This window comes from Niastella sp. sgz303648, from assembly GCF_059587045.1.
Genome location: NZ_JCAPSW010000011.1, coordinates 79,562 through 99,349, shown reverse-complemented (window position 1 = coordinate 99,349; position 19,788 = coordinate 79,562). Strand labels below are relative to the sequence as shown.

General features: G+C 42.1%; 15 protein-coding genes. 12 read left to right on the top strand and 3 right to left on the bottom strand.

Annotated elements, in window-relative coordinates:
• Positions 1-22 precede the first annotated feature (22 nt).
• Positions 23-541: a hypothetical protein gene (locus tag AC59IL_RS27385; protein WP_496555415.1), complete on the top strand. Its 519-nt coding sequence runs from the start codon at positions 23-25 to the stop codon at positions 539-541.
• A gap of 13 nt (positions 542-554) precedes the next feature.
• On the opposite strand, the gene AC59IL_RS27380 is transcribed toward AC59IL_RS27385, so the two are convergent.
• Complete coding sequence (locus AC59IL_RS27380; protein ID WP_496555414.1) at positions 555-1,358, bottom strand: hypothetical protein; 804 nt, start codon at positions 1,356-1,358, stop codon at positions 555-557.
• 63 nt (positions 1,359-1,421) lie between these two features.
• On the opposite strand from AC59IL_RS27380, the gene AC59IL_RS27375 reads away from it, so the two are divergent.
• The 5 genes from AC59IL_RS27375 (at position 1,422) to AC59IL_RS27355 (ending at position 6,530) form a co-directional block, all read left to right on the top strand.
• A complete protein-coding gene (locus AC59IL_RS27375) occupies positions 1,422-1,934 on the top strand; it encodes a hypothetical protein (RefSeq protein ID WP_496555413.1) in 513 nt (170 codons plus the stop codon).
• A gap of 3 nt (positions 1,935-1,937) precedes the next feature.
• On the top strand, positions 1,938-2,441 hold the full coding sequence (locus AC59IL_RS27370) for a hypothetical protein (RefSeq protein WP_496555412.1): 504 nt from the start codon (positions 1,938-1,940) through the stop codon (positions 2,439-2,441).
• 91 nt (positions 2,442-2,532) lie between these two features.
• Positions 2,533-2,880, top strand: a complete 348-nt coding sequence (locus tag AC59IL_RS27365; RefSeq protein ID WP_496555411.1) for a hypothetical protein — start codon at positions 2,533-2,535, stop codon at positions 2,878-2,880.
• Between the two features lie 342 nt (positions 2,881-3,222).
• Entirely contained in the window at positions 3,223-3,711 is a 489-nt protein-coding gene (locus AC59IL_RS27360; RefSeq protein ID WP_496555410.1) for a hypothetical protein, read from the top strand.
• A 68-nt stretch (positions 3,712-3,779) separates the two neighbouring features.
• Positions 3,780-6,530 (top strand): MSCRAMM family protein, encoded by a 2,751-nt coding sequence (locus tag AC59IL_RS27355; RefSeq protein ID WP_496555409.1) that lies wholly within the window; start codon positions 3,780-3,782, stop codon positions 6,528-6,530.
• A gap of 80 nt (positions 6,531-6,610) precedes the next feature.
• On the opposite strand, the gene AC59IL_RS27350 is transcribed toward AC59IL_RS27355, so the two are convergent.
• Positions 6,611-7,954: a sensor histidine kinase gene (locus AC59IL_RS27350; protein WP_496555408.1), complete on the bottom strand. Its 1,344-nt coding sequence runs from the start codon at positions 7,952-7,954 to the stop codon at positions 6,611-6,613.
• A 94-nt stretch (positions 7,955-8,048) separates the two neighbouring features.
• On the bottom strand, positions 8,049-9,407 hold the full coding sequence (locus tag AC59IL_RS27345; RefSeq protein WP_496555407.1) for a sigma-54-dependent transcriptional regulator: 1,359 nt from the start codon (positions 9,405-9,407) through the stop codon (positions 8,049-8,051).
• Positions 9,408-9,937: 530 nt separating this feature from the next.
• Here AC59IL_RS27345 and AC59IL_RS27340 point away from each other — a divergent pair.
• The 6 genes from AC59IL_RS27340 (at position 9,938) to AC59IL_RS27315 (ending at position 19,676) form a co-directional block, all read left to right on the top strand.
• The gene (locus tag AC59IL_RS27340; RefSeq protein WP_496555406.1) at positions 9,938-11,194 is read left to right on the top strand and encodes an efflux RND transporter periplasmic adaptor subunit; all 1,257 of its coding nucleotides are present in this window, start codon (positions 9,938-9,940) and stop codon (positions 11,192-11,194) included.
• Positions 11,195-11,298: 104 nt separating this feature from the next.
• Positions 11,299-11,499, top strand: a complete 201-nt coding sequence (locus AC59IL_RS27335) for a hypothetical protein (RefSeq protein ID WP_496555405.1) — start codon at positions 11,299-11,301, stop codon at positions 11,497-11,499.
• A gap of 28 nt (positions 11,500-11,527) precedes the next feature.
• Positions 11,528-12,205, top strand: coding sequence for an ABC transporter ATP-binding protein (locus AC59IL_RS27330; protein ID WP_496555404.1), 678 nt, complete (start codon positions 11,528-11,530; stop codon positions 12,203-12,205).
• 123 nt (positions 12,206-12,328) lie between these two features.
• Entirely contained in the window at positions 12,329-14,752 is a 2,424-nt protein-coding gene (locus AC59IL_RS27325; protein WP_496555403.1) for an ABC transporter permease, read from the top strand.
• 130 nt (positions 14,753-14,882) lie between these two features.
• Positions 14,883-17,237, top strand: coding sequence for an ABC transporter permease (locus AC59IL_RS27320; protein WP_496555402.1), 2,355 nt, complete (start codon positions 14,883-14,885; stop codon positions 17,235-17,237).
• A gap of 18 nt (positions 17,238-17,255) precedes the next feature.
• Positions 17,256-19,676 (top strand): ABC transporter permease, encoded by a 2,421-nt coding sequence (locus AC59IL_RS27315; protein ID WP_496555401.1) that lies wholly within the window; start codon positions 17,256-17,258, stop codon positions 19,674-19,676.
• Positions 19,677-19,788: the final 112 nt, after the last annotated feature.

The window sequence follows — 19,788 nt, the reverse complement described above, 5'->3', positions numbered from 1 at the left end:
CAGATTTTCTTACCTTTGCATTATGGTAGAAAATTACAGAGAATTATTGCCGGCTGACTTTGCGTCGGATTCGAGGGTATGGGTATATCAAAGCAGCCGCATGTTCATGCTAAGCGAAGCACTTCATGTTGAAGATCTGTTAAAGAATTTTACTGAAAACTGGCAGTCGCATGGCGCGCCGGTTAAAGGATATGGCAATTTGTTTTTCGGTCAGTTTATTGTATTAATGGCCGATGAACGGGCTACCGGCGTGAGTGGTTGCAGTACCGACAGCTCGGTGCGACTGATCAAACAGATTGAGCAGTTGTTTAAAGTTAATATGTTCGACAGGCAAAACCTGGCCTTTATGGTAAAAGATAAAATACAGTTATTACCAATGGCCCAGTTGCAATATGCCATCGATAACAATTTTATCTCCCCCGATACTACATACTTCAACAACCTGGTTCAAACCAAAGAAGAACTGGAAAATAACTGGCTGATGCCTGTGAAGGAAAGCTGGCTGGCGAAGCGAATAAAGATGATAAGTAGCGGGCAGTAACCGCCCATCTACCCTACTTCACCTCAATTGTTCGCTCAATAGCTTCGAGTGAAGCCTCTTCACCGATATCAAGGATAGCCAGTGCAGAGTATTTACCTTTAGGAACACTATCAGGAATAGCAAGCCGTACTGTTCGCCTGCCTTCGGGAAATACAGGAAACTCAACCCTGTCTAATTTTATTTCTTTGCCCGATTCAACATTTGTGAGTTCAAGGTGTGCTTTACACTGCAACATGGTTTCACCGGTGTTTTGCATATAAAAATCATATTCATTTTTTGTGCCGGTAACCGGCTGTAAAGTAAGGGCTTTGGCACTTATATGCGTTACGGTCACAGGCGTTTGATAAATATGAATGCCAACACGTAACAGCTCTTTTATTTGTGTATTGAATTGCTTGCTGTTACGACCAGCACTATCCTGCTCAGCGGCGCTTTGCAAAAACAGCATGGCCCATTTCATCTGGCTAAATGCGTTGGGGTCATCAGGACCCTGTAACCGAACTATCAGTTCTTCACTTTTGCCCGGTTCAATTTCAATAAAATTTTTATTCAGTTTGATCCAGGATGCGCACGACCGTTGCAACGTATCGGCTTTATAATAATGATGCGCTCCGGTTGAGTCGCGCAGCCAATCGGCCAGGTAGGCTTCAAAGCTTACTTTTTTATCAGACACATTACTGATCCTTATTACCTGCGACTCGGTAACGCCGGGCATTACATGAAATTCAAGAATAGATGGTTGTATACCTACTTTCTGCGCAGAAACACTTAGCGTTGTAAAAAAGTACAACAACAAGGCAAAGAGGGCGTATTTCATCTTTTGTTTTTGAGCGATTGAGAAAAATAAAATATATTGCTATGCGTTCAATCCTGATATTGTATGATAAATACAGGAAGAAAAATATTACTGCTTTCCGTTAGTAACGCAATTATGTTACTAATTGGTATATCCGGCGCTTACTGCCAGAATAAATTTAATTATCTGCAGGTCACCGGTTTTAACACGAGCTTTAATTTATCCGGTGCATCGACACTTACAACCCAACAGATTAATACAAATGCGTTTCAGCTGGCTGCGGCATCAAAAAGTAGTAATACCTTTAGTTTATATGCAAAGGTGTCGTCTTCAACCAGTAGTTCAGGTACACCTTTACCGGCTTCTATGCTGGCAGTGAAATTAAATTCTATGACCCCTACCCTTACAGCCAGTTATAACACCATTACACTCAACACCAATGATCAGCTGCTGCAGCAAATAACTACGCCACAGCAATTCTGGAATAACAATACTTCGATAACCTTCAACTACGATTTGCAGGCGGGCCCTGTAGGATACGACTATGCACCGGGCAATTATAGCTTAACCATATTATTTACCATGACGCAACCATAATCAATGAAAAGAACCTGGTTTTATATTCTACTGCTGTTTTGCGCAGGTACTGTTAAGGTTTCGGCACAGTTTTCATTCAATGGTAATATCACTTCCTCGGTCAGCATTCAGTCTGTTATGAGTTTTTCTATTACCAATAATTCATCAACGGCCATCACCCTCACCAATTCGCAATATTCCAGCGGATACACTGCATCAAACTTCAATACCATCAACATCAACAGTAACAACCCCTGGAACCTTTCTGTATCTTCTGTTACTCCTTTTTTTTCTGCATCAGGAACCTATTCATCTTCTAATATGCCTGCTTCGGTAATTGGCCTGGCCAAAAGCGGACAATCATTTGTGCAACTATCATCAACCGCCCAATTGCTCGCTTCGGGTAGCAGAGGCAGTAATACCAAAACGGGCAATTCGTTTAATATGGACCTTAATGCAAACCCCGGGTATAACTACGGGCCCGGCATATATTCAATTTCCATACTTTATACACTCACTGCACAATAGGTGTTACTATTTACTGTTAACCATTTTAAGCTGCAACAATTGTATATACCTTCAAAATTGCAGAACTTACCAACAGCAAATATCCATATCTGTGAAAACTCATTTTTTATTATCGTTTCTTGTCTTTGGTCAATTTTTTGCCCACGCACAAAGCCTGCATCACCAGGCGCAACAGATTATCAGCCTGAAACTATCTCCGGTTTCAGTTATAAATATGCCGGCAATAAAAGAAGTTGACAAAAATCAACCGCCCAACGCTCCCACAACTACTCCTGTTCCAAAGAAATGGCGTGTACAAAAGCAAAACATGGCCATTGCCGGTACAGATAAACAAACAACTCTATTGGTTCAGGCCGGGCCCAATACCCGCCGGATGGCAGGCAAACAGCATTTCACCAATGCAAATGAGTATATAGTATATACCATCTCTGGTTTATAAATAACTCCAGATCATACTCCCCTTTTTAAACCTGGCTACACAGCAACTGGTGTAAACACCTATTGTTGCACGCATGCATTCTACTATAAATGCACTGTGTTATTATTATATATACTATCACGGTTCACATTATTCGTTTTTAATATTGCGATTATATATAAACGTTCCCGTTACAGTAATTTTTTACTTTTTGGAAAATTATTCCGGCGAATGGAACAAATGAAGTGCATGCCAATTTTGTTACTATTTGGTTTTCAATTGATTGATGTAATGGCACGGCGATTGAAAATATATACCCGTAACAAAATTTAAAACATCTCTAAACAACAAAAACAAAACATCATGAAAAAAATTACAATTATCGCCGCTGCCCTCTTCGCTGGTTTCACTGCTGCTCATGCACAATCATCAGCTTCTGCCAGCCAAACTGTAACCTTAACACTGCAAAACTCTATCGACATTGCTTTCACTGCTGCCACCGGAACCAACTTTACTTTTTCAACAACCAGTGATTATCAGAACGGACTTACAAATGCCAATGCCTCTACCCTGCAGGTTAAATCAAACCGTCCCTGGGCTGTAGCTGTAGCTTCTGCAACTGCCAATTTCAGTGGTCCTTCTGCTCCTGCTCCGGCTATGCCTTCATCTGTTTTAGGTGTACGGTTAAATGGTGGTTCTTCATTCGGCGCATTGTCAACTACCAACGCTTCTTTAACCAGCGGATCAAGAGGTACCAGCAGCTTCAGCGTTGATTACAATGCCAACCCCGGTTTCAGCTATGATGCAGGCACCTATACTATCTCTGTAGTATACACTGCCACACAGCAATAAACCCCACCATACCATTTTATAAAAATGTCTGCCTTATTGATCCCAGGCTCTATGTTAAATCAAACAAAGTGAAAACCGCTCCCGGATATTATATTATTCACTCCCTTGCTGTAATGCTGTTGCTGCTTATGCAAATGTTTGCCTCGGCACAACAGGAAAGGTTACCGGAATCGATACAGTTTCATTTTTTAAAAGATTCCATACAGGTAGAAGAAAACGATTTTTCGTTCAATAATGTAAACATTTCAAACAGCAGCAACAGCACATTACACATTCAACTGTTGATTACAGCTCCGGATATTGCAGGGATCATTACCGGGAATGTTATAGAAGCAGAGATTCGAAAAGGCAGCAACCAGATAATACCCATCAGGTTTTCGCTGGTCAAAAAAACGGCCGCTGTAGTATGGTACCCGGTTCAGGTGCAAATACGAATTAAAGAACTGAACCAGGTTATTCAAACGGGATTTTTTATAAAACCCAAAGAAAATGTAAAATGGATAGCAATATTAAAGCAACCTGCAGTTGCCTTTATAGAATCTGATAAACAGGTTGCTTTTAATATTTATCTCGAAAATACCGGCAACAGTACAAACAGTTATAGTTTTGAATTTAATACCGGTCTTACCTTAAATATTCCTAAAAAGAATTACACAGTTTCTTTACAGGCAGGCGAAAGCCAGGTGATAGCGGTACAGGCATTGCTTTCGCCCAAAGATATTCAGCAGCTGAAAAAAGAAGAAGTTACCATATTCATAAAGAACAAACAGGGCGAAACCAAAATGCTGCAGCAGCAAATAAACCGCCTCGGGTTTATTTACAATGGCAATTCGTATAGCTGGAATACGATGCCGCTTACCCTTGAATTGAATTTGCAAAATCTTTACGGAAGTCAGCCCTTTGCTTCGTTTAATGCACGCGGGTACCTGAAGCTCGGCAGTCATGAACAACTGAACGTGTTATTGCAAACCAACAACTATTACCCGCATTTTGTATCAAACACCCAAAAAGCCACTGTTGAATATGAGAATGGCCCCTGGCGGCTTACTGCAGGCAGTATTCTCGATTTTAACAATTTTCTGGTCGATGGTACAGGTGGCCGGGTACAGTATCTCGACGATCACAACAGAAGCTATGAAGTAATGGGTGTAAAAAGCCGGTTTGGCAATACACAACAATGGAATGTAAAAATCAGCCGGCCGGTTTTCAAAAAGTTCATCTGGCATGCCAATGCCTTCATGAACAACGACCGGAACAAGGAACAAACCAGCTCATTGCTGTTAAACAAACTGGATTGGAATATCAATAACAATACCCGCCTTTCGGTTGAAGGCGGCAGCGGACAGGAAAAGATCAGCAGGTCGAAACTGGATACCTCGCTTATTGCCTGGCAAGCCGGTTATCATTTTGAAACGCAACAAAAACATTTTCAGTTCAGCTCAGCTATACACTGGTACTCCGAAAACTTTCCCGGTCTTAATAAAGGCTTTCACTATCAGTTGCACGAAGCCCGTTTACTATTGAATCATTTTTTTGCAGGGCCCTACTTTGAGATCAACAAAAGAGCTTACAACAACACCGGTGATTCGCTGGTAAATTACCTGTTTAACATTAATAACCGCGATTATGGTGTGCGCTTTGGATGGCAACGTAAAAAGTTTTCGCTGGTAATATCGCCCGGTATTTTAACCCAGGTGCAGGATAGTGCAACAGCCATACAGGCAAAAATGTATAAAGTATCTGTCAACGCAAACTGGCAACTGACCGATCACTGGTGGTTATCGGTTTTTTCAAATGCAGGAACCGTTCATCTTCCCTCATGGTTACCAGGCGGCAGATTTAACAGCTTTACCAATTTTATTAATGTGCAGTCAGAACGGTATGGCCTGCAATTCCGCTACGATAAAGGGCCATACTATTATTATGAAATTAAAGAGTATATTAAAAACCCGGTGGCCTATAACCGCATACAGGTATCTCCATTTGTAGAACTACCCTGGACGAAAAAAAATATATTTTTCCGCTTACAGGCCAATTACCTGAACGAACAGCAAACCGGTACCAGCTTTTTCTTATTATATAACAATATTCAGTATTCATCGCCCAAAACCGGTATCGATCTGGGACTTACCACGCAGGTAAACGTATCAAAGAAAGAAGAACCGCTGATCAACATTACCATTCGCAAAAGATTACAGATGCCGGTGTACCGCAACAAGGCATCGCGATCGTTTAAAATTGTTTTATTTCTTGATAAAAACAATAACAACTGGCCCGATGCCGGTGAAGAATGGGTAACAAATGCCAAAGTGCTTGTAAACAACGATCCGGTGATGAGTAACGGCAAAGGAGAAATAGAATTTAAAAACACCGATGACAATACGTTCACGATCGATTTCAGCGAAGCAGCCGGTATCAGGGGCTGGATGCCCAAACATGGCTTCAGACAACAATTGAAACCAGGCAGTGATCAAAAGGTGTATTTCATTCCTTTTAACCGCAGTAATGTGCTAAGCGGAAACCTGTTATTGATACGCGACGAGCAAAGCTCCGTTACCATGCCTCTCGATGGTGTTCGAATAATTGCTGCTGGTCAGAACGGGGAAGTATACAATACCTTAACCAATGCCAATGGAGAATTTTCTTTCAATTTGCCGGCCGGTAATTATATCGTAAGTATAAACCAGGCAGTGTTTGATGAAAACTTTCACCTCACCGAAACCAGTAAAACAGCCGACCTTACCATCAACGAAAAGCTACATCTGCAATTTGAGATCAGACAAAAGAAAAGGTTAATGAATATTCATAGGGAAAATTAAAAGATTTCCTTTACAGGATTGCCCCCGTCCGACCGGGATCATCCGGGCGGGCATTCACCATTGACCATTGACCATTCACCTTAAAATTGCATTATAAACGCGGTCCCCTGCCCTTCAATCGACTGCACCTGTATATTGCCTTTATGCAGCATCATAATTTGTTTACACAGGCTTAGTCCAATACCGCTGCCGCTTTTTTTGGTACTGAAAAATGGTATGAATATTTTATCAAGAATTTCTTCGGGCATGCCGGTGCCGTTATCGGCTACTTTAATAACCGTTTTATGATTGCTGGCATGCCAGGCCGATAATATTATTCGCGGTTCTTCGCGCTCCTTTACGGCTTCCATGGCATTTACCACCAGGTTTATCAATACCTGTTCTACAAGGTTTGTATCGGCTTCAAGTTCCAGATCGGGATCTTTCAATACAATTTCCAGTTCGATGTTCTTTTGTTCAAGCGTAGGCTGCATCAGATGATGCAAAGTCTCGAACAGATCGCGCACATAAACCCTCTTCAGGTTGAGTGTGGTGATCTTATTCAGGTTGCGATAGGTTTCGGCAAACTTCAACAACCCTTCACTTCTTCTTTTAATGGTATCTATTCCCAATTCAAGATCGTCCATGGAACCAGACTCAATATCAGGTCGTATGGCAAACTGTTGTAACCGGTATTTCAATGTTTCGGCCAGCGATGAAATGGGCGCAATCGAATTCATGATCTCATGCGTCATTACGCTCAGCAGTTTTTGCCATGCTCTCGACTCTGTTTCATCCAGCGCTTCGCTTACGTTCTGAAAAGCGATCAGCTTAAACTTATTACCCTCGGTTTGAAACGCGGTAGCCGATAACAATACTTTGAACGATGATTTTTCAAGATGGGCCGTTGCAATTTTTGTTTCACCGGGTTTTAACAAAGTAAGCTGCCGGTATAATTCATTATCGCGACGCGCCAGCGAATGAATGGTTTTAAGGTATGGCAACTGCAACATGCGTTTCAGCGATTCATTCATCCATACAACCTCGCCATTATGTTCGCGGTATGATAAAATACCCGTATCTACCAGCTCCAGTATTTTTTGCAGGTACTGGTATTGGGTTTCCTTTTCCTTACTGATTACCTTAAATGTGGTGTTGATTTCGTTAAAGCCTTTTCGCAACGGCTGCAATTCTACCGGTGCATGTTTAACATCAAAATAGCGTGAAAAATCGCGGTAATGTATCGATTCAACAAACTGGTCGAGCTCAGTATGCGCCTTACGTTGAAAACGGTAAAGCTCAATAATCGCATAACTTACCAGCGGTACCATTACGATCAGGTAAACATAATATCCTTTTACTACCAGAAAAGAAGAAATGGCCAGTGTTATAAATAAAAACAACACCTGTATTATAATGCGCCATTCAAATTTTTTATAAAACAAAGTAAAGTTTTAAGTAATAAGTTCTAAGTTCAGAGCTTTGCCTATTGCCCATTGCCTATTGCCCATTGCCTATTGTTTATTGCCTACTGCCTTCTTATATATCGTACTTACTCAACCTGCGGTACAACGCCGTACGGGTAAGTCCCAGTTCTTTGGCTGCCCGGGTAATATTGCCATTGTGTTTTTCAATTACATGCAATATAGTATTCTTTTCAACCGCACTCAGGTTCAGTTCATCGGGCTCTTTATCTATAACGGAGTTCGATTCAATGGGTGAAAATATCAGATCGCTGGCCTTTAGCACGTGGCCGTCTGACATAATCACAGCCCGTTCAATGGTATATTGTAATTCGCGGATGTTACCGGGAAAATGATAACCCAATAATTTTTCCAAAGCTTTTTCGTCGAATTCGATCGCCGGCTTAAGATATTTATTACTGTACATGGTACTGAAATGCTTTGCCAGCAGCACTGTATCATTGCCCCGTTTACGCAATGGCGGCACCATAATTTCCACTGTATTGATACGATAGATAAGATCTTTTCGAAAACGGTTTTCATTGGCCAGTTCGGGCAGCGGCAAATTGGTAGCGCAAATTAATCGTATATCAATCGATAAGGGATCGTTTGTTCCCAAACGAATCACCTGCCGGTTTTGCAAAACGCTTAACAGTTTCGCCTGCTGGTGCAACGAAATATTACCTATTTCATCCAAAAAAAGCGTTCCGCCATTGGCTGCTTCAAAGCGGCCTATCCGGTCTTCACGCGCATCGGTAAAGGCCCCCTTTTTGTGACCAAATAATTCGCTTTCGAACAACGATTCGGTAAGGGCGCCTACATCAACCTTTACATATGACTTATTGGCGCGTAGCGATTGCTGGTGAATGGCTTTTGCAATCAGGTCTTTACCGGTCCCGTTCTCGCCCAGTATCAGAATATTGGCATCGGTGGGAGCAATCTTTTCTATCTTATAAAAAATATCTTCCATTATTTCCGATTCGCCCAGCAATTCGGTGCCTATAATTGAATCGCTGCTGCGAATGGGCGGCGTTGCACTTTTGCTTTCTTTTCTTTTTAAAGCATCTTTAATGGTTATGATCAGTTTTTCGTTGTGCCAGGGCTTTACCACAAAATCGGCTGCACCTTCTTTCAATGAACGCACTGCCAGATCAATATCACCATACGCCGTGATCATAATTACGGCGGCTTCAGATTTAAACTCTTTTATTTTCTTCAGCCAGAATAATCCTTCGTTTCCTGTATTAATGGAGCTATTGAAATTCATGTCGAGCAGTATCACATCAAAGGGCTGTTTCGATAACAGCCACCGAAGGTTTTCGGGATTCTTTTCAGTTACTACTTCCTTCGTTTCTGTTTTCAGCAGCAATCGAACGGCAGTCAGCACGTCGGGATCATCGTCTATCACCAGTATTGAGGCATTCTTCAGCAACATAGAATTAATATAATTGTTTCATTGTTTAATTGTTCGATGGTTGAACTGTTTGTGTTTAAACCTGATGCCTGATTGCAGGCATTCCGAAAATCAGGCACATCAACAATCAAACAATCAAGCCATCAGGCAATTTTCGTAACTACAATTATACCATAATTACAAAGGCATGGCAAACAATTTTTTATGAGCGAATACTTCTATTATGCAACTGTATCAAAACCGTACACCCGGTGTATTAGTAACGAACAGCTTCGTACATTTAACAGGTCTAAACGACTGTAAATCACAGTTCTTATATTCTGGCATATTGTTATTGGCAGATGAGCAGCCAGATTTCTCATGATTGTTCAAAAAGTCGGAAAGACGGAAAGTCAGAAAAGTCCGGAAGACGGGAAGTACGAATGACAGAAAAGATTCCTGTTACGAATGGTACTTCTTCCCTACTCACTGACTTTCCAGATTTTCGATCAGTTTAGAAAGAACTGACATACGTATTTTCTTTCGGACTTAAATTAAAAAATATATAAACCGTGGACAGAGTCATTGCTAAAAAGAAATGGACCTCAAAGAAGATTTTAACCATTGCAGGTATAACAGCTATCGCTTTTTTGATTGCTGCCAGTTATTATTTCACATCGGGTAAAAGCCGTTTGAATGTAGATACGGAAAGAATTACCATCAGTGAAGTTAAACAGGGACCGTTTCAGGTAACAATTCCAATCAACGGCATTGTATTGCCTCAAACTTCTATTTACCTCGATGCACAGGAAGGCGGTCGTGTAGAACAAAAATTTGTTGAAGACGGCACCATCATGCAGGAGGGCCAGCCGATCATTCGCTTATCGAATCCCGACCTGGAACTGAGCCTTGCCAACCAGGAAACCAGCGTGTTTAACGTACTAACCCAAATGCAGATAGCCCGTAACAATGCGCAACAAAACACCGTGAACCGGTTGAACCAGATGGCGGAAGTAGACAATGCCCTGAAGGAAGCCGAACGGGTATATAAACTGGATAAAAAACTGTACGATCAAAAGGTGATCGGGTTACAGGAATACCAGCAGGCAGAAAATACCTATCAATACCAGTTGCGCCGGAAGAAGCTTACCGAAGATATTATGCAGCAGGATTCTTCGACCAATAAAATTCAGCTGCAGCAAAATGAACAGTCGTACCTGAACATGAAAAAGGCGCTGGAACTGATGAAGAAAAAAGTAGGCGACCTGGTTGTTAAAGCGCCTATCAGTGGTCAGCTTACTTCGTTTGATGCCGAAATTGGCCAGAACATCAGCGCCGGAACACGTTTGGGACAACTGGATGTAACTACCGGCTTTAAGATCAGGGCCGATATTGACGAACACTATATTTCGAATGTTTTTACCGGTTTAATTGGCAAGTTTACCTTAGTGAATAAAGAATATAAACTGAAAATTAAAAAAGTTTACACGCAGGTGGTGAATGGCCGTTTTCAGGTTGATATGGAATTTGTGGGAGAAGTACCGCAGGGCATTCGTCGCGGACAAACCCTGCAGATATTACTGGCCCTTAGCGATGAAACGCAGGCAACGCTGGTTGCTAAAGGAGGATTTTATCAAACAACCGGCGGCAACTGGATCTTTAAAGTAAGCGATGATGGCAAAACAGCCTACAAAGCCGATATTCAGTTAGGCCGTCAGAATCCCGATTACTATGAAGTGCTCGAAGGACTAAAACCCGGAGATAAAGTGGTAACCTCCAGCTACGAAAATTATGGCAATATGCAGGAGCTGGTGCTGAAGAAAGAATAAAGCAGTTACATGTTACAAGTTACAAGTTACAAGTTGCAGGTTGCAATGGCCCTTGTAACATGTAACCTGAAACCTGTAACAGTTCAAATATAAAAGCTCATCAAATGAAAAATAATATCATCTGTTTGCTAATGGTGCTCTTTTGCTGCAGCCTTGTTGCCTCGCCGCGCCGGTGTGCGTGCAACAATGTAACCTGCATAGAAAAAAAGCAGTCGAAGGTACAGGTAACAAAAGTTAAACCGGTGCTGATGATGTTAGATGAAACAGAGTTGTTGCCCATTCACCATTACCTGAACAATTTTTAAATAACTTTTCATTTCAAACCATACACACATGATTAAGATTCGGGATCTTGAAAAAATCTATCGCACAGAAGAGGTTGAAACAGTAGCGTTGAACAAATTATCGATCGACGTTAAGGAAGGCGAATTTGTAGCAATAATGGGACCATCGGGTTGCGGCAAATCGACCCTACTGAATATTCTCGGTCTGCTCGACGACCCCGATAACGGCAGTTTTGTATTTAACGGTATTGAAGTGGCTAAATTTAACGAACGGAAGCGGGCCGATTTACGCAAGCATAATATCGGGTTCGTTTTTCAGAGTTTTAATCTTATCGACGAACTGACCGTATTTGAGAATGTTGAATTACCATTGATATATACCGGTGTAAAATCGGGCGACCGCAAAAAACGTGTGGAAGATGTGCTCGACAAAATGCAGATCATGCACCGTCGCAATCACTATCCGCAACAACTGAGCGGTGGTCAGCAACAACGTGTGGCAGTAGCCCGCGCCGTGGTTAACAACCCCAAATTGATTTTGGCGGATGAGCCTACCGGTAACCTCGACTCGAGCAATGGTAATGAAGTGATGGCCCTGTTAACCGATTTGAACGAGCAGGGAACCACCATTGTAATGGTAACCCACTCCGAACACGATGCCCGCTATAGCCACCGCATCATTCGCATGCTCGACGGACAAACAGTATTGGAAAACATCATGGTGTAACAAATTTGAAAATGGCTAAATGGTTTGATGGTTTAATTGTATGAGGGCAAGGTGCTTAATATAATAAAGCATTTGTGAACTAAAGAACCGCAAACCACAAACCAGAAACCACAAACAGTTTTTATGCTCATCAACTATATAAAAATAGCAGTCAGAAATCTGCTCAAATACCGGTTTATTTCATTTATAAACCTGTTTGGCCTTACAGTAGGGTTAACCTGTTGCCTGCTGATTTTAACTTATATTATTCATGAGCTAAGCTTTGATAAATACAATAGTAAAGCAGCCAATATTTACCGCGTTACCCGCATTTTCAAAAGCCCCGAAACAGGGGCTGTGAATTTACATCTGGGAACCGTTGCCCCCCCGTTTGGCCCTTTGCTGCAAAACGATTTTAAGGAAATTAAATCCCTTACCCGGTTATTGGGTGTAAGCGTTCTACCACTCGCCTGGCAGGAAAAAAAATTTATTGAGCGAAATGTTTATTTCGCCGATGAACATTTGTTCGATGTTTTTGATGTAAAGGTTGTAAAGGGAAACCCCGCCAATGCATTGACCGATCCTTTTTCTGTTATGCTGTCGGAAGAAATGGCGAAAAAATATTTCGGCAATGCCGATCCGGTTAATCAGGTTATTAAAATGGATACACGCAGTAACCTGAAAGTGACCGGTGTTTATAAAGCCTTTCCCTCCAATGCGCATATGCATCCGGCCATGATGATTTCGTTCAATACATTGAAAGATTCGGCCATATATGGTGAAAAAAACCTGCGCACCAACTGGGGCAACAATTCCTTTTTCACTTATATGCTGTTGCCCAACAACTATGATCCCAAAAGACTTGAAGCTCAATTCCCTGCTTTTTTAAACCGGCATATCGTTGATGGAGGAAAATATAAAACCTCACAATGGACCAGCCTCACGCTGCAAAAACTAACCGACATACACCTGCATTCGCATCTCGATTATGAAGCAGAAGAAAATGGCGATATAAAACGTGTGTATGTGTTTTCGGCAATCGCGCTGTTTATTTTGCTCATTGCCTGTATCAACTACATGAATTTGAGTACAGCCCGTTCGGCACTGCGGGCACGCGAAATAGGCATTCGTAAAGTGGTGGGCGCCCGGCGAAAAGAAATCATTGCACAGTTTTTAAGTGAATCAATATTATTGTCGGCCTTTGCTTTATTACTGGCCATTGCCTGTACGGCCATGGCCCTGCCCTGGCTCAATGAAATATCGAACCAAACTTTATCGCTGAACACTTTACTAAAATGGTACATACTGGTGCCTGTACTTTTTGTTCCGGTGGTAACAGGACTTCTTTCAGGTATTTATCCTGCCCTGTTCATGTCGTCGTTTCAGCCGGTAAAAGTGTTAAAGGGATTGTTTAAAGCGGGCAGTGGCAACATATCTTTTCGGCAGGTGCTGGTTACCGCCCAGTTTGCCATTTCAATCATACTTATTATCAGTACAGGAGTTGTGTTTAAGCAATTGCGGTATATGCAACAAAAATCACTTGGCTTTGACCGCGAACACATTGTTACCCTGCAATACAATGGTGGTCTGAACAATAAATTCGAAGCATTTCGAAACGACCTGTTAGCCAACAGCGCCATTAAAGATGTAACCCGTTCGTCGCGCATTCCTACAGGCAGGCTACTCGATGCCATGGGGTCACAAATTATCAATAACGACACGGCAGTACCCGTATCGGCCGACATAAAATATGTGGCAGCAGACCAGCAATTTCTGTCAACATATGGTGTTCGTATTGTTGCCGGCCGCGGTTTGTCGAAAGAAATCACAACAGATACTTCTTCTTTTTTGATCAATGAAGCGGCAGTAAAAGCGCTTGGTTTTACCAATAACGAAAAAGTGCTCGGTAAAACCATGACCTACGGAGGCCGTCACGGTCAGGTTGTGGGCGTTATCAATGATTTTCATTTTGAATCGATGCATCAGAAAATCGTGCCGCTGATCTTACTCATGCCCGCTGATCCCAATGAATACGGGAGAGTTTCAGTAAAAATAGCCGGCAGTGCTATTCCATCGGCATTATCGCATATTCAGCAAACCTGGAACCGGTTTTTACCCGATGTTCCCTATGAGCACACGTTCATGGATGAAAACTTCGATAAGCTATATAAGTCAGAAGAAAGACAGGCCAACCTGTTTACCACTTTTGCCTGCATTGCCATTTTTATAGCCTGCCTGGGCCTTTTCGGATTAACTACTTTCACTATAACCCAACGCATAAAGGAAATAGGCATACGAAAAGTATTAGGCGCCAGCACGGGCAGCATTGTTAGCTTATTATCAAAAGACTTTCTGAAGCTGGTGCTCATTGCAGCCATTATTGCTTTCCCTGTTGCCTGGTATGCCATGAACAACTGGCTGCAGGACTTTGCCTACCGTACCCATATACAGTGGTGGATATTTTTTACAGCACTGGCCATTGCCGCATTCATTGCACTGGCAACCATTAGCATACAGGCCATTAAAGCAGCGCTTGCCAATCCTGTTACGTCGCTGAGAAGCGAGTAGGAAGTTGAATAGTTTACAGGTTGACAAGTTGAATACTTAACAGGTTAATGAGTTGACGGGTAACCGGAAACTATACGATTTGCCGTTTGCCGATTCACGATTCACCATTGACCATACCGAACCGAATCATATGATAAAAAATTATCTAAAGATCGCCTGGCGGCATTTGAAAAAAAATAAAGGCTATGCTATACTGAATATGGCTGGCCTGGCTATGGGAATGGCCTGCGCCATCCTTATCTTACTTTGGATAAACGACGAATGGCAATACAATAAATTTCATAAGAACTATAAACAGTTATACCAGGTATACGAACATCAAACATATGATGGCAAAACGTTTACGTTTGCCGCTATGCCCGGCCCATTTGTACCCGCCATTAAAAATGAAATACCCGAAATACAATACGCGAGCCGCGCCGACTGGGGTACCCGTACTTTATTTAAGCGGGGCGAAAAAGCTATATATGAAAAGGGCATGTACGTAGATACAGATTTTGTAAAAATGTTTTCGTTTAAACTGCTTAAAGGCGATGTCGCTACATTGCTGAAAGACCCTTCCTCGATCGTGATCACCGATGTAATGGCGAAAAAATTCTTTGGCAACAACGAAGCACTGGGTCAAACGCTCATCCTCGACAATAAAAATCCATTTACTGTAAACGGTATTATTGAAGAACCGCCCACCACAAGCACCTTACAGTTTTCGTGGCTCATAAATTATCAGGTATGTGAAGATGAAAATAAATGGCTCAAAGAATGGGACAATAATTCAATTCAAACATTTGTTCAGTTGAAAGAAGGCGCCGATCCCGCACAGGTAAATAAAAAGCTGTACAATTTTATTCAGCATAAAGATACTACCGCTGTAGCTCACCCTTTTTTATTTACGATAAAAGACTGGCGTTTACGAAATCATTTCAAAGAAGGCAAACAGGATGGCGGCCGAATTGAATATGTAAGGCTTTTTGCCATCATTGCATTGCTTATCATTGTTATTGCCTGCATCAATTTTATGAACCTGGCAACAGCCCGTTCAGAACAAAGGGCGCGTGAAGTAGGCGTTCGAAAAGTAATGGGCGCCGGAAAAGGCATTTTGATCAAACAGTTTTTTGGCGAATCTATCGTAATGTGTATAGCAGCCATGTTTATGGCCCTGTTAATGGTGTGGCTTTCGTTACCCGGTTTTAATCAACTGGTTGAAAAAAAATTAATTTTCGATGTAACCAATCCTGTTTTCTGGGTGGGAATGCCGTTGCTCACTTTAATATGCGGAGTACTTGCAGGTAGCTATCCATCACTGTACCTGTCTTCTTTTAACCCCGCCACTGTTTTTCGTGGCCTGCGGGCAGTAAAAGGTTCGGCTATTACCTATATCCGTAAAGGGTTGGTTGTTACCCAGTTTGCAGTATCCATTATTCTCATCATCAGCACCATCATCATTTATAACCAGATACAACATACTAAAGAAAGGAACCTTGGTTTCAGTAAAAACAATGTACTGTACACGGAATTGAGAGATATGGGCCCGCACATGCCTGCCATACGGCAGGACCTGCTGGCGACCGGTGTTGTAGAAGAAGCAGCGGTTAGTAACAGCAGAGTATTGAATATGAACAGCAGCTCGGGTGGTTTTATGTGGCCGGGCAAGCAAACATCAAAAGACGTATTGATTGCTAAAGAAGCCATCAATTCTCATTATTTGAGTACAATGCACATGCAGCTGGCGGCAGGCAGAAATTTTTATACCGATGCGGCAGCAGATTCATCATCAGTGATCATTAATGAAACATTTGCCCGCATCATGCAAAACAAAAACCCGGTTGGTGAAATCATCCGGTGGGATAACAAACAACTGCAAATTGTAGGCGTGGTGAAAGACTTTGTGTTTAACGACATATACCGGCAACCTGAGCCGCTTATATTTTTTTGTAAGCCCGACGAAGCCGCTTACGCATTAATTCGCATAAAAGACTATCAGCATATTTCTTCGGCCATTGCGAAAATAGAAGCGGTAATAAAAAAACATAGTCCCGCCTATCCTTTTGAATATAAATTTATCGATGAAGATTTCAATACCCTGTTCAAAAGCGAAATGCTCATCGGCAGATTATCGCGGCTGTTTGCTATGCTCACTATTTTAATTTCCTGTTTGGGGTTATTCGGACTGGCCGCGTATACTGCCGAACGCCGTACCCGTGAAATCGGCATACGCAAAGTGCTGGGTGCAACATTGGGCAATGTGGTTACTCTGCTATCGAAAGATTTTCTGCAGCTGGTAGCCATTGCATCGCTGGTGGCATTTCCGTTAGCCTGGTGGCTAATGCATCAATGGTTACAGGATTTTGCCTATCGTATCAATATCGAATGGTGGGTGTTTGCAGCAGCAGGATCACTGGCCGTGTTCATTGCCTTGTTTACCGTAAGTTTTCAGGCGCTTAAAGTGGCGCTTGCAAACCCTGTGAATTCGTTGCGAAGCGAGTAGTAACTTAAAACAAAACACATGTTCAGAAATTATTTCAGGATCGCTTTTCGAAGCATGATGCGAAACAAAAGCTTTTCGACAATCAACATATTGGGGTTGTCGATCGGTATTGCCGTGTGTTTTATTATTATATTGTTTGTGCAGGACGAGCTGAGTTACGACCGCTTTAATACTAATGCGAACAATATATACCGGATTATTTTTAAAGCCAGCATCAATGGCGGCAAAATAAGCGAAAGCAATGTAATGCCACCGGTTGCACGCACATTGAAACGCGATTATCCCGAAGTAAAAGAAGTTACGCGTTTACATACCATGGGTCATCCGCGAATTGACCTGAATGGAAAACTTTTCAGCGATGCATCACTGGCATTGGTTGATTCGAACTTCTTCAATGTTTTTACTATTCCATTTATACAGGGCGATGCCAAATCCGCCTTGCTTCAGCCGAATTGCGTTGTACTTTCAAAAGCAACCGCAAAACAGCTTTTTGGCAACGAAAATCCTATTGGTAAACTGATCCATTTTAAAAAAGAGAACAATGTACCACCGTTTATAGTTACCGGCGTATTTGATAAAATTCCATCTAATTCACATTTTCATTTCGACATGTTCGGCTCTCTTACATCTGATCCCGATGAAAAAAGCAACTCATGGATGTCGTCGAATTACTTTACCTACCTGGTATTACAGGATGGATATGATTACAAAAAATTAGAAGCTCAGCTACCGGGCATGGTAGAGAAATACATGGGGCCGCAGATACAGCAAGCGATGGGATTAAGTCTGGCGCAGTTTCGTACCCAGGGCAATGAACTGGGTTTTGCCCTGCAGCCATTAACAAGTATACATCTGCACTCGAATACCATTTCAGAATTTGAAGCAGGCGGCGATATAAAATATGTATACATTTTCAGCGCTGTGGCCATGTTTATGTTGCTGATAGCGTGTATCAACTTCATCAACCTCAGTACAGCCGGCGCTGCCAAACGGGCAAAAGAAGTAGGCGTAAGAAAAGTAATGGGTTCGCGAAAAGCCGATCTTGTTAAACAATTTTTATTGGAATCGGTATGTATAACCGCTATTGCCTTAATTATTGCTGCAGTGCTTATTCAGCTGGCACTGCCGGTATTTAATGAACTGTCGGGAAAAAATTTAACCTTCAGCTTCGGTATCAAACCACTGGCCGCATTAACCGGTTTGAGCGTTATGGTGGGCATACTGGCCGGATTGTATCCTGCCTTCTTTCTGTCGTCGTTTAAACCCATTGCAGCCCTCAAAGGCAAATTCACCACCGTTAACAAAAGTTATAGTTTAAGAAGCGGACTGGTGGTTTTTCAATTCTTTATTTCAGTTTGTTTAATTACAGGTACCATCGTTGTATATGAACAAATGCATTTTATTCAAAACAAAAAGATCGGTTATGATAAAGACCAGTTACTGGTGCTGAACAATACCTGGGCGCTTGGTAAAAATGAAACAGTATTCAAAAATCAATTGCTGAACGATCCGCGTGTGATCAATGCAACCATTTCGGGTTACAAGCCTGCCGGCCCCAGCTTTAACAATAATTCACTGGCCTGGCCCGAAGGCAGGGATAATGAATTAATGAAAACACTGGAATATAAAATTGATGAGCAATATATACCCACGCTGGGAATGGAAATAACAGCCGGCAGAAATTTTTCGGCCGCTATGCCAACCGATTCGCAGGCCATGATCATTAATGAAACGGCGGCAAAAGCTTTTGGCTGGGGAAACAACGCCGTGGGAAAAAGAATAATCAGAGAGCATACTGACAGAGGGCAGAATGTACCGTATACGGTGATCGGCGTGGTAAAAGATTTTCACTTCAGATCGTTACATGAAGCCATTACGCCTTTATTGATGGTACTGAAACCCGAAACAGGTTTAATTGTAAAGATCAAAACAAAAGACGTTGCGGGTTTGCTGGCGACCATAAAACAACAATGGGCGGCCTTTAATACCGAAGAACCGTTTTCGTATACTTTCATGAACGAGCTATATAACAAAACGTATGCGGCGGAACAAAAAACCGGTCGCATTCTGAATATTTTTGCCGCTTTAACCATATTGGTTGCCTGCATGGGTTTATTTGGGTTGGCCACCTACACCGCCGAACAACGCACCAAAGAAATCGGTATACGCAAAGTGCTGGGGGCAACAGCCACCCAAATCAATGCCATGCTGTCGAAACAATTTATAAAGCTGGTACTCATCGCCTGTATACTGGCATTTCCATTATCATACTGGGCCATGCACCAATGGCTGCAGGATTTTGCCTATCGCATTCGTTTAAATGGCTGGATTTTCATTGCAGCAGGCTGCATTGCTGTATTGGTTGCGTTGTTCACGATAAGTTTTAAGTCGATCAAAGCAGCGCTGGCTAATCCGGTCAAAGCTTTACGTAGTGAGTAACCTTCTTCCCTGCCCTATGTATCAAAACCGTACACAGGCTGTACCGTTAACGAACAACTTCGTAGATCACAATATAAAACTCGTTGACATTCAATTGCCGTGAACCCGGTAT

What these genes read in the sequence shown, in the direction of transcription:
- AC59IL_RS27385 (WP_496555415.1), top strand. Translation starts at nt 23, where the DNA reads ATGGTAGAAAATTACAGAGAATTATTGCCGGCTGACTTTGCGTCGGAT.
- AC59IL_RS27380 (WP_496555414.1), bottom strand. Translation starts at nt 1,358, where the DNA reads ATGAAATACGCCCTCTTTGCCTTGTTGTTGTACTTTTTTACAACGCTA.
- AC59IL_RS27375 (WP_496555413.1), top strand. Translation starts at nt 1,422, where the DNA reads ATGATAAATACAGGAAGAAAAATATTACTGCTTTCCGTTAGTAACGCA.
- AC59IL_RS27370 (WP_496555412.1), top strand. Translation starts at nt 1,938, where the DNA reads ATGAAAAGAACCTGGTTTTATATTCTACTGCTGTTTTGCGCAGGTACT.
- AC59IL_RS27360 (WP_496555410.1), top strand. Translation starts at nt 3,223, where the DNA reads ATGAAAAAAATTACAATTATCGCCGCTGCCCTCTTCGCTGGTTTCACT.
- AC59IL_RS27345 (WP_496555407.1), bottom strand. Translation starts at nt 9,407, where the DNA reads ATGTTGCTGAAGAATGCCTCAATACTGGTGATAGACGATGATCCCGAC.
- AC59IL_RS27335 (WP_496555405.1), top strand. Translation starts at nt 11,299, where the DNA reads ATGAAAAATAATATCATCTGTTTGCTAATGGTGCTCTTTTGCTGCAGC.
- AC59IL_RS27330 (WP_496555404.1), top strand. Translation starts at nt 11,528, where the DNA reads ATGATTAAGATTCGGGATCTTGAAAAAATCTATCGCACAGAAGAGGTT.
- AC59IL_RS27325 (WP_496555403.1), top strand. Translation starts at nt 12,329, where the DNA reads ATGCTCATCAACTATATAAAAATAGCAGTCAGAAATCTGCTCAAATAC.
- AC59IL_RS27320 (WP_496555402.1), top strand. Translation starts at nt 14,883, where the DNA reads ATGATAAAAAATTATCTAAAGATCGCCTGGCGGCATTTGAAAAAAAAT.
- AC59IL_RS27315 (WP_496555401.1), top strand. Translation starts at nt 17,256, where the DNA reads ATGTTCAGAAATTATTTCAGGATCGCTTTTCGAAGCATGATGCGAAAC.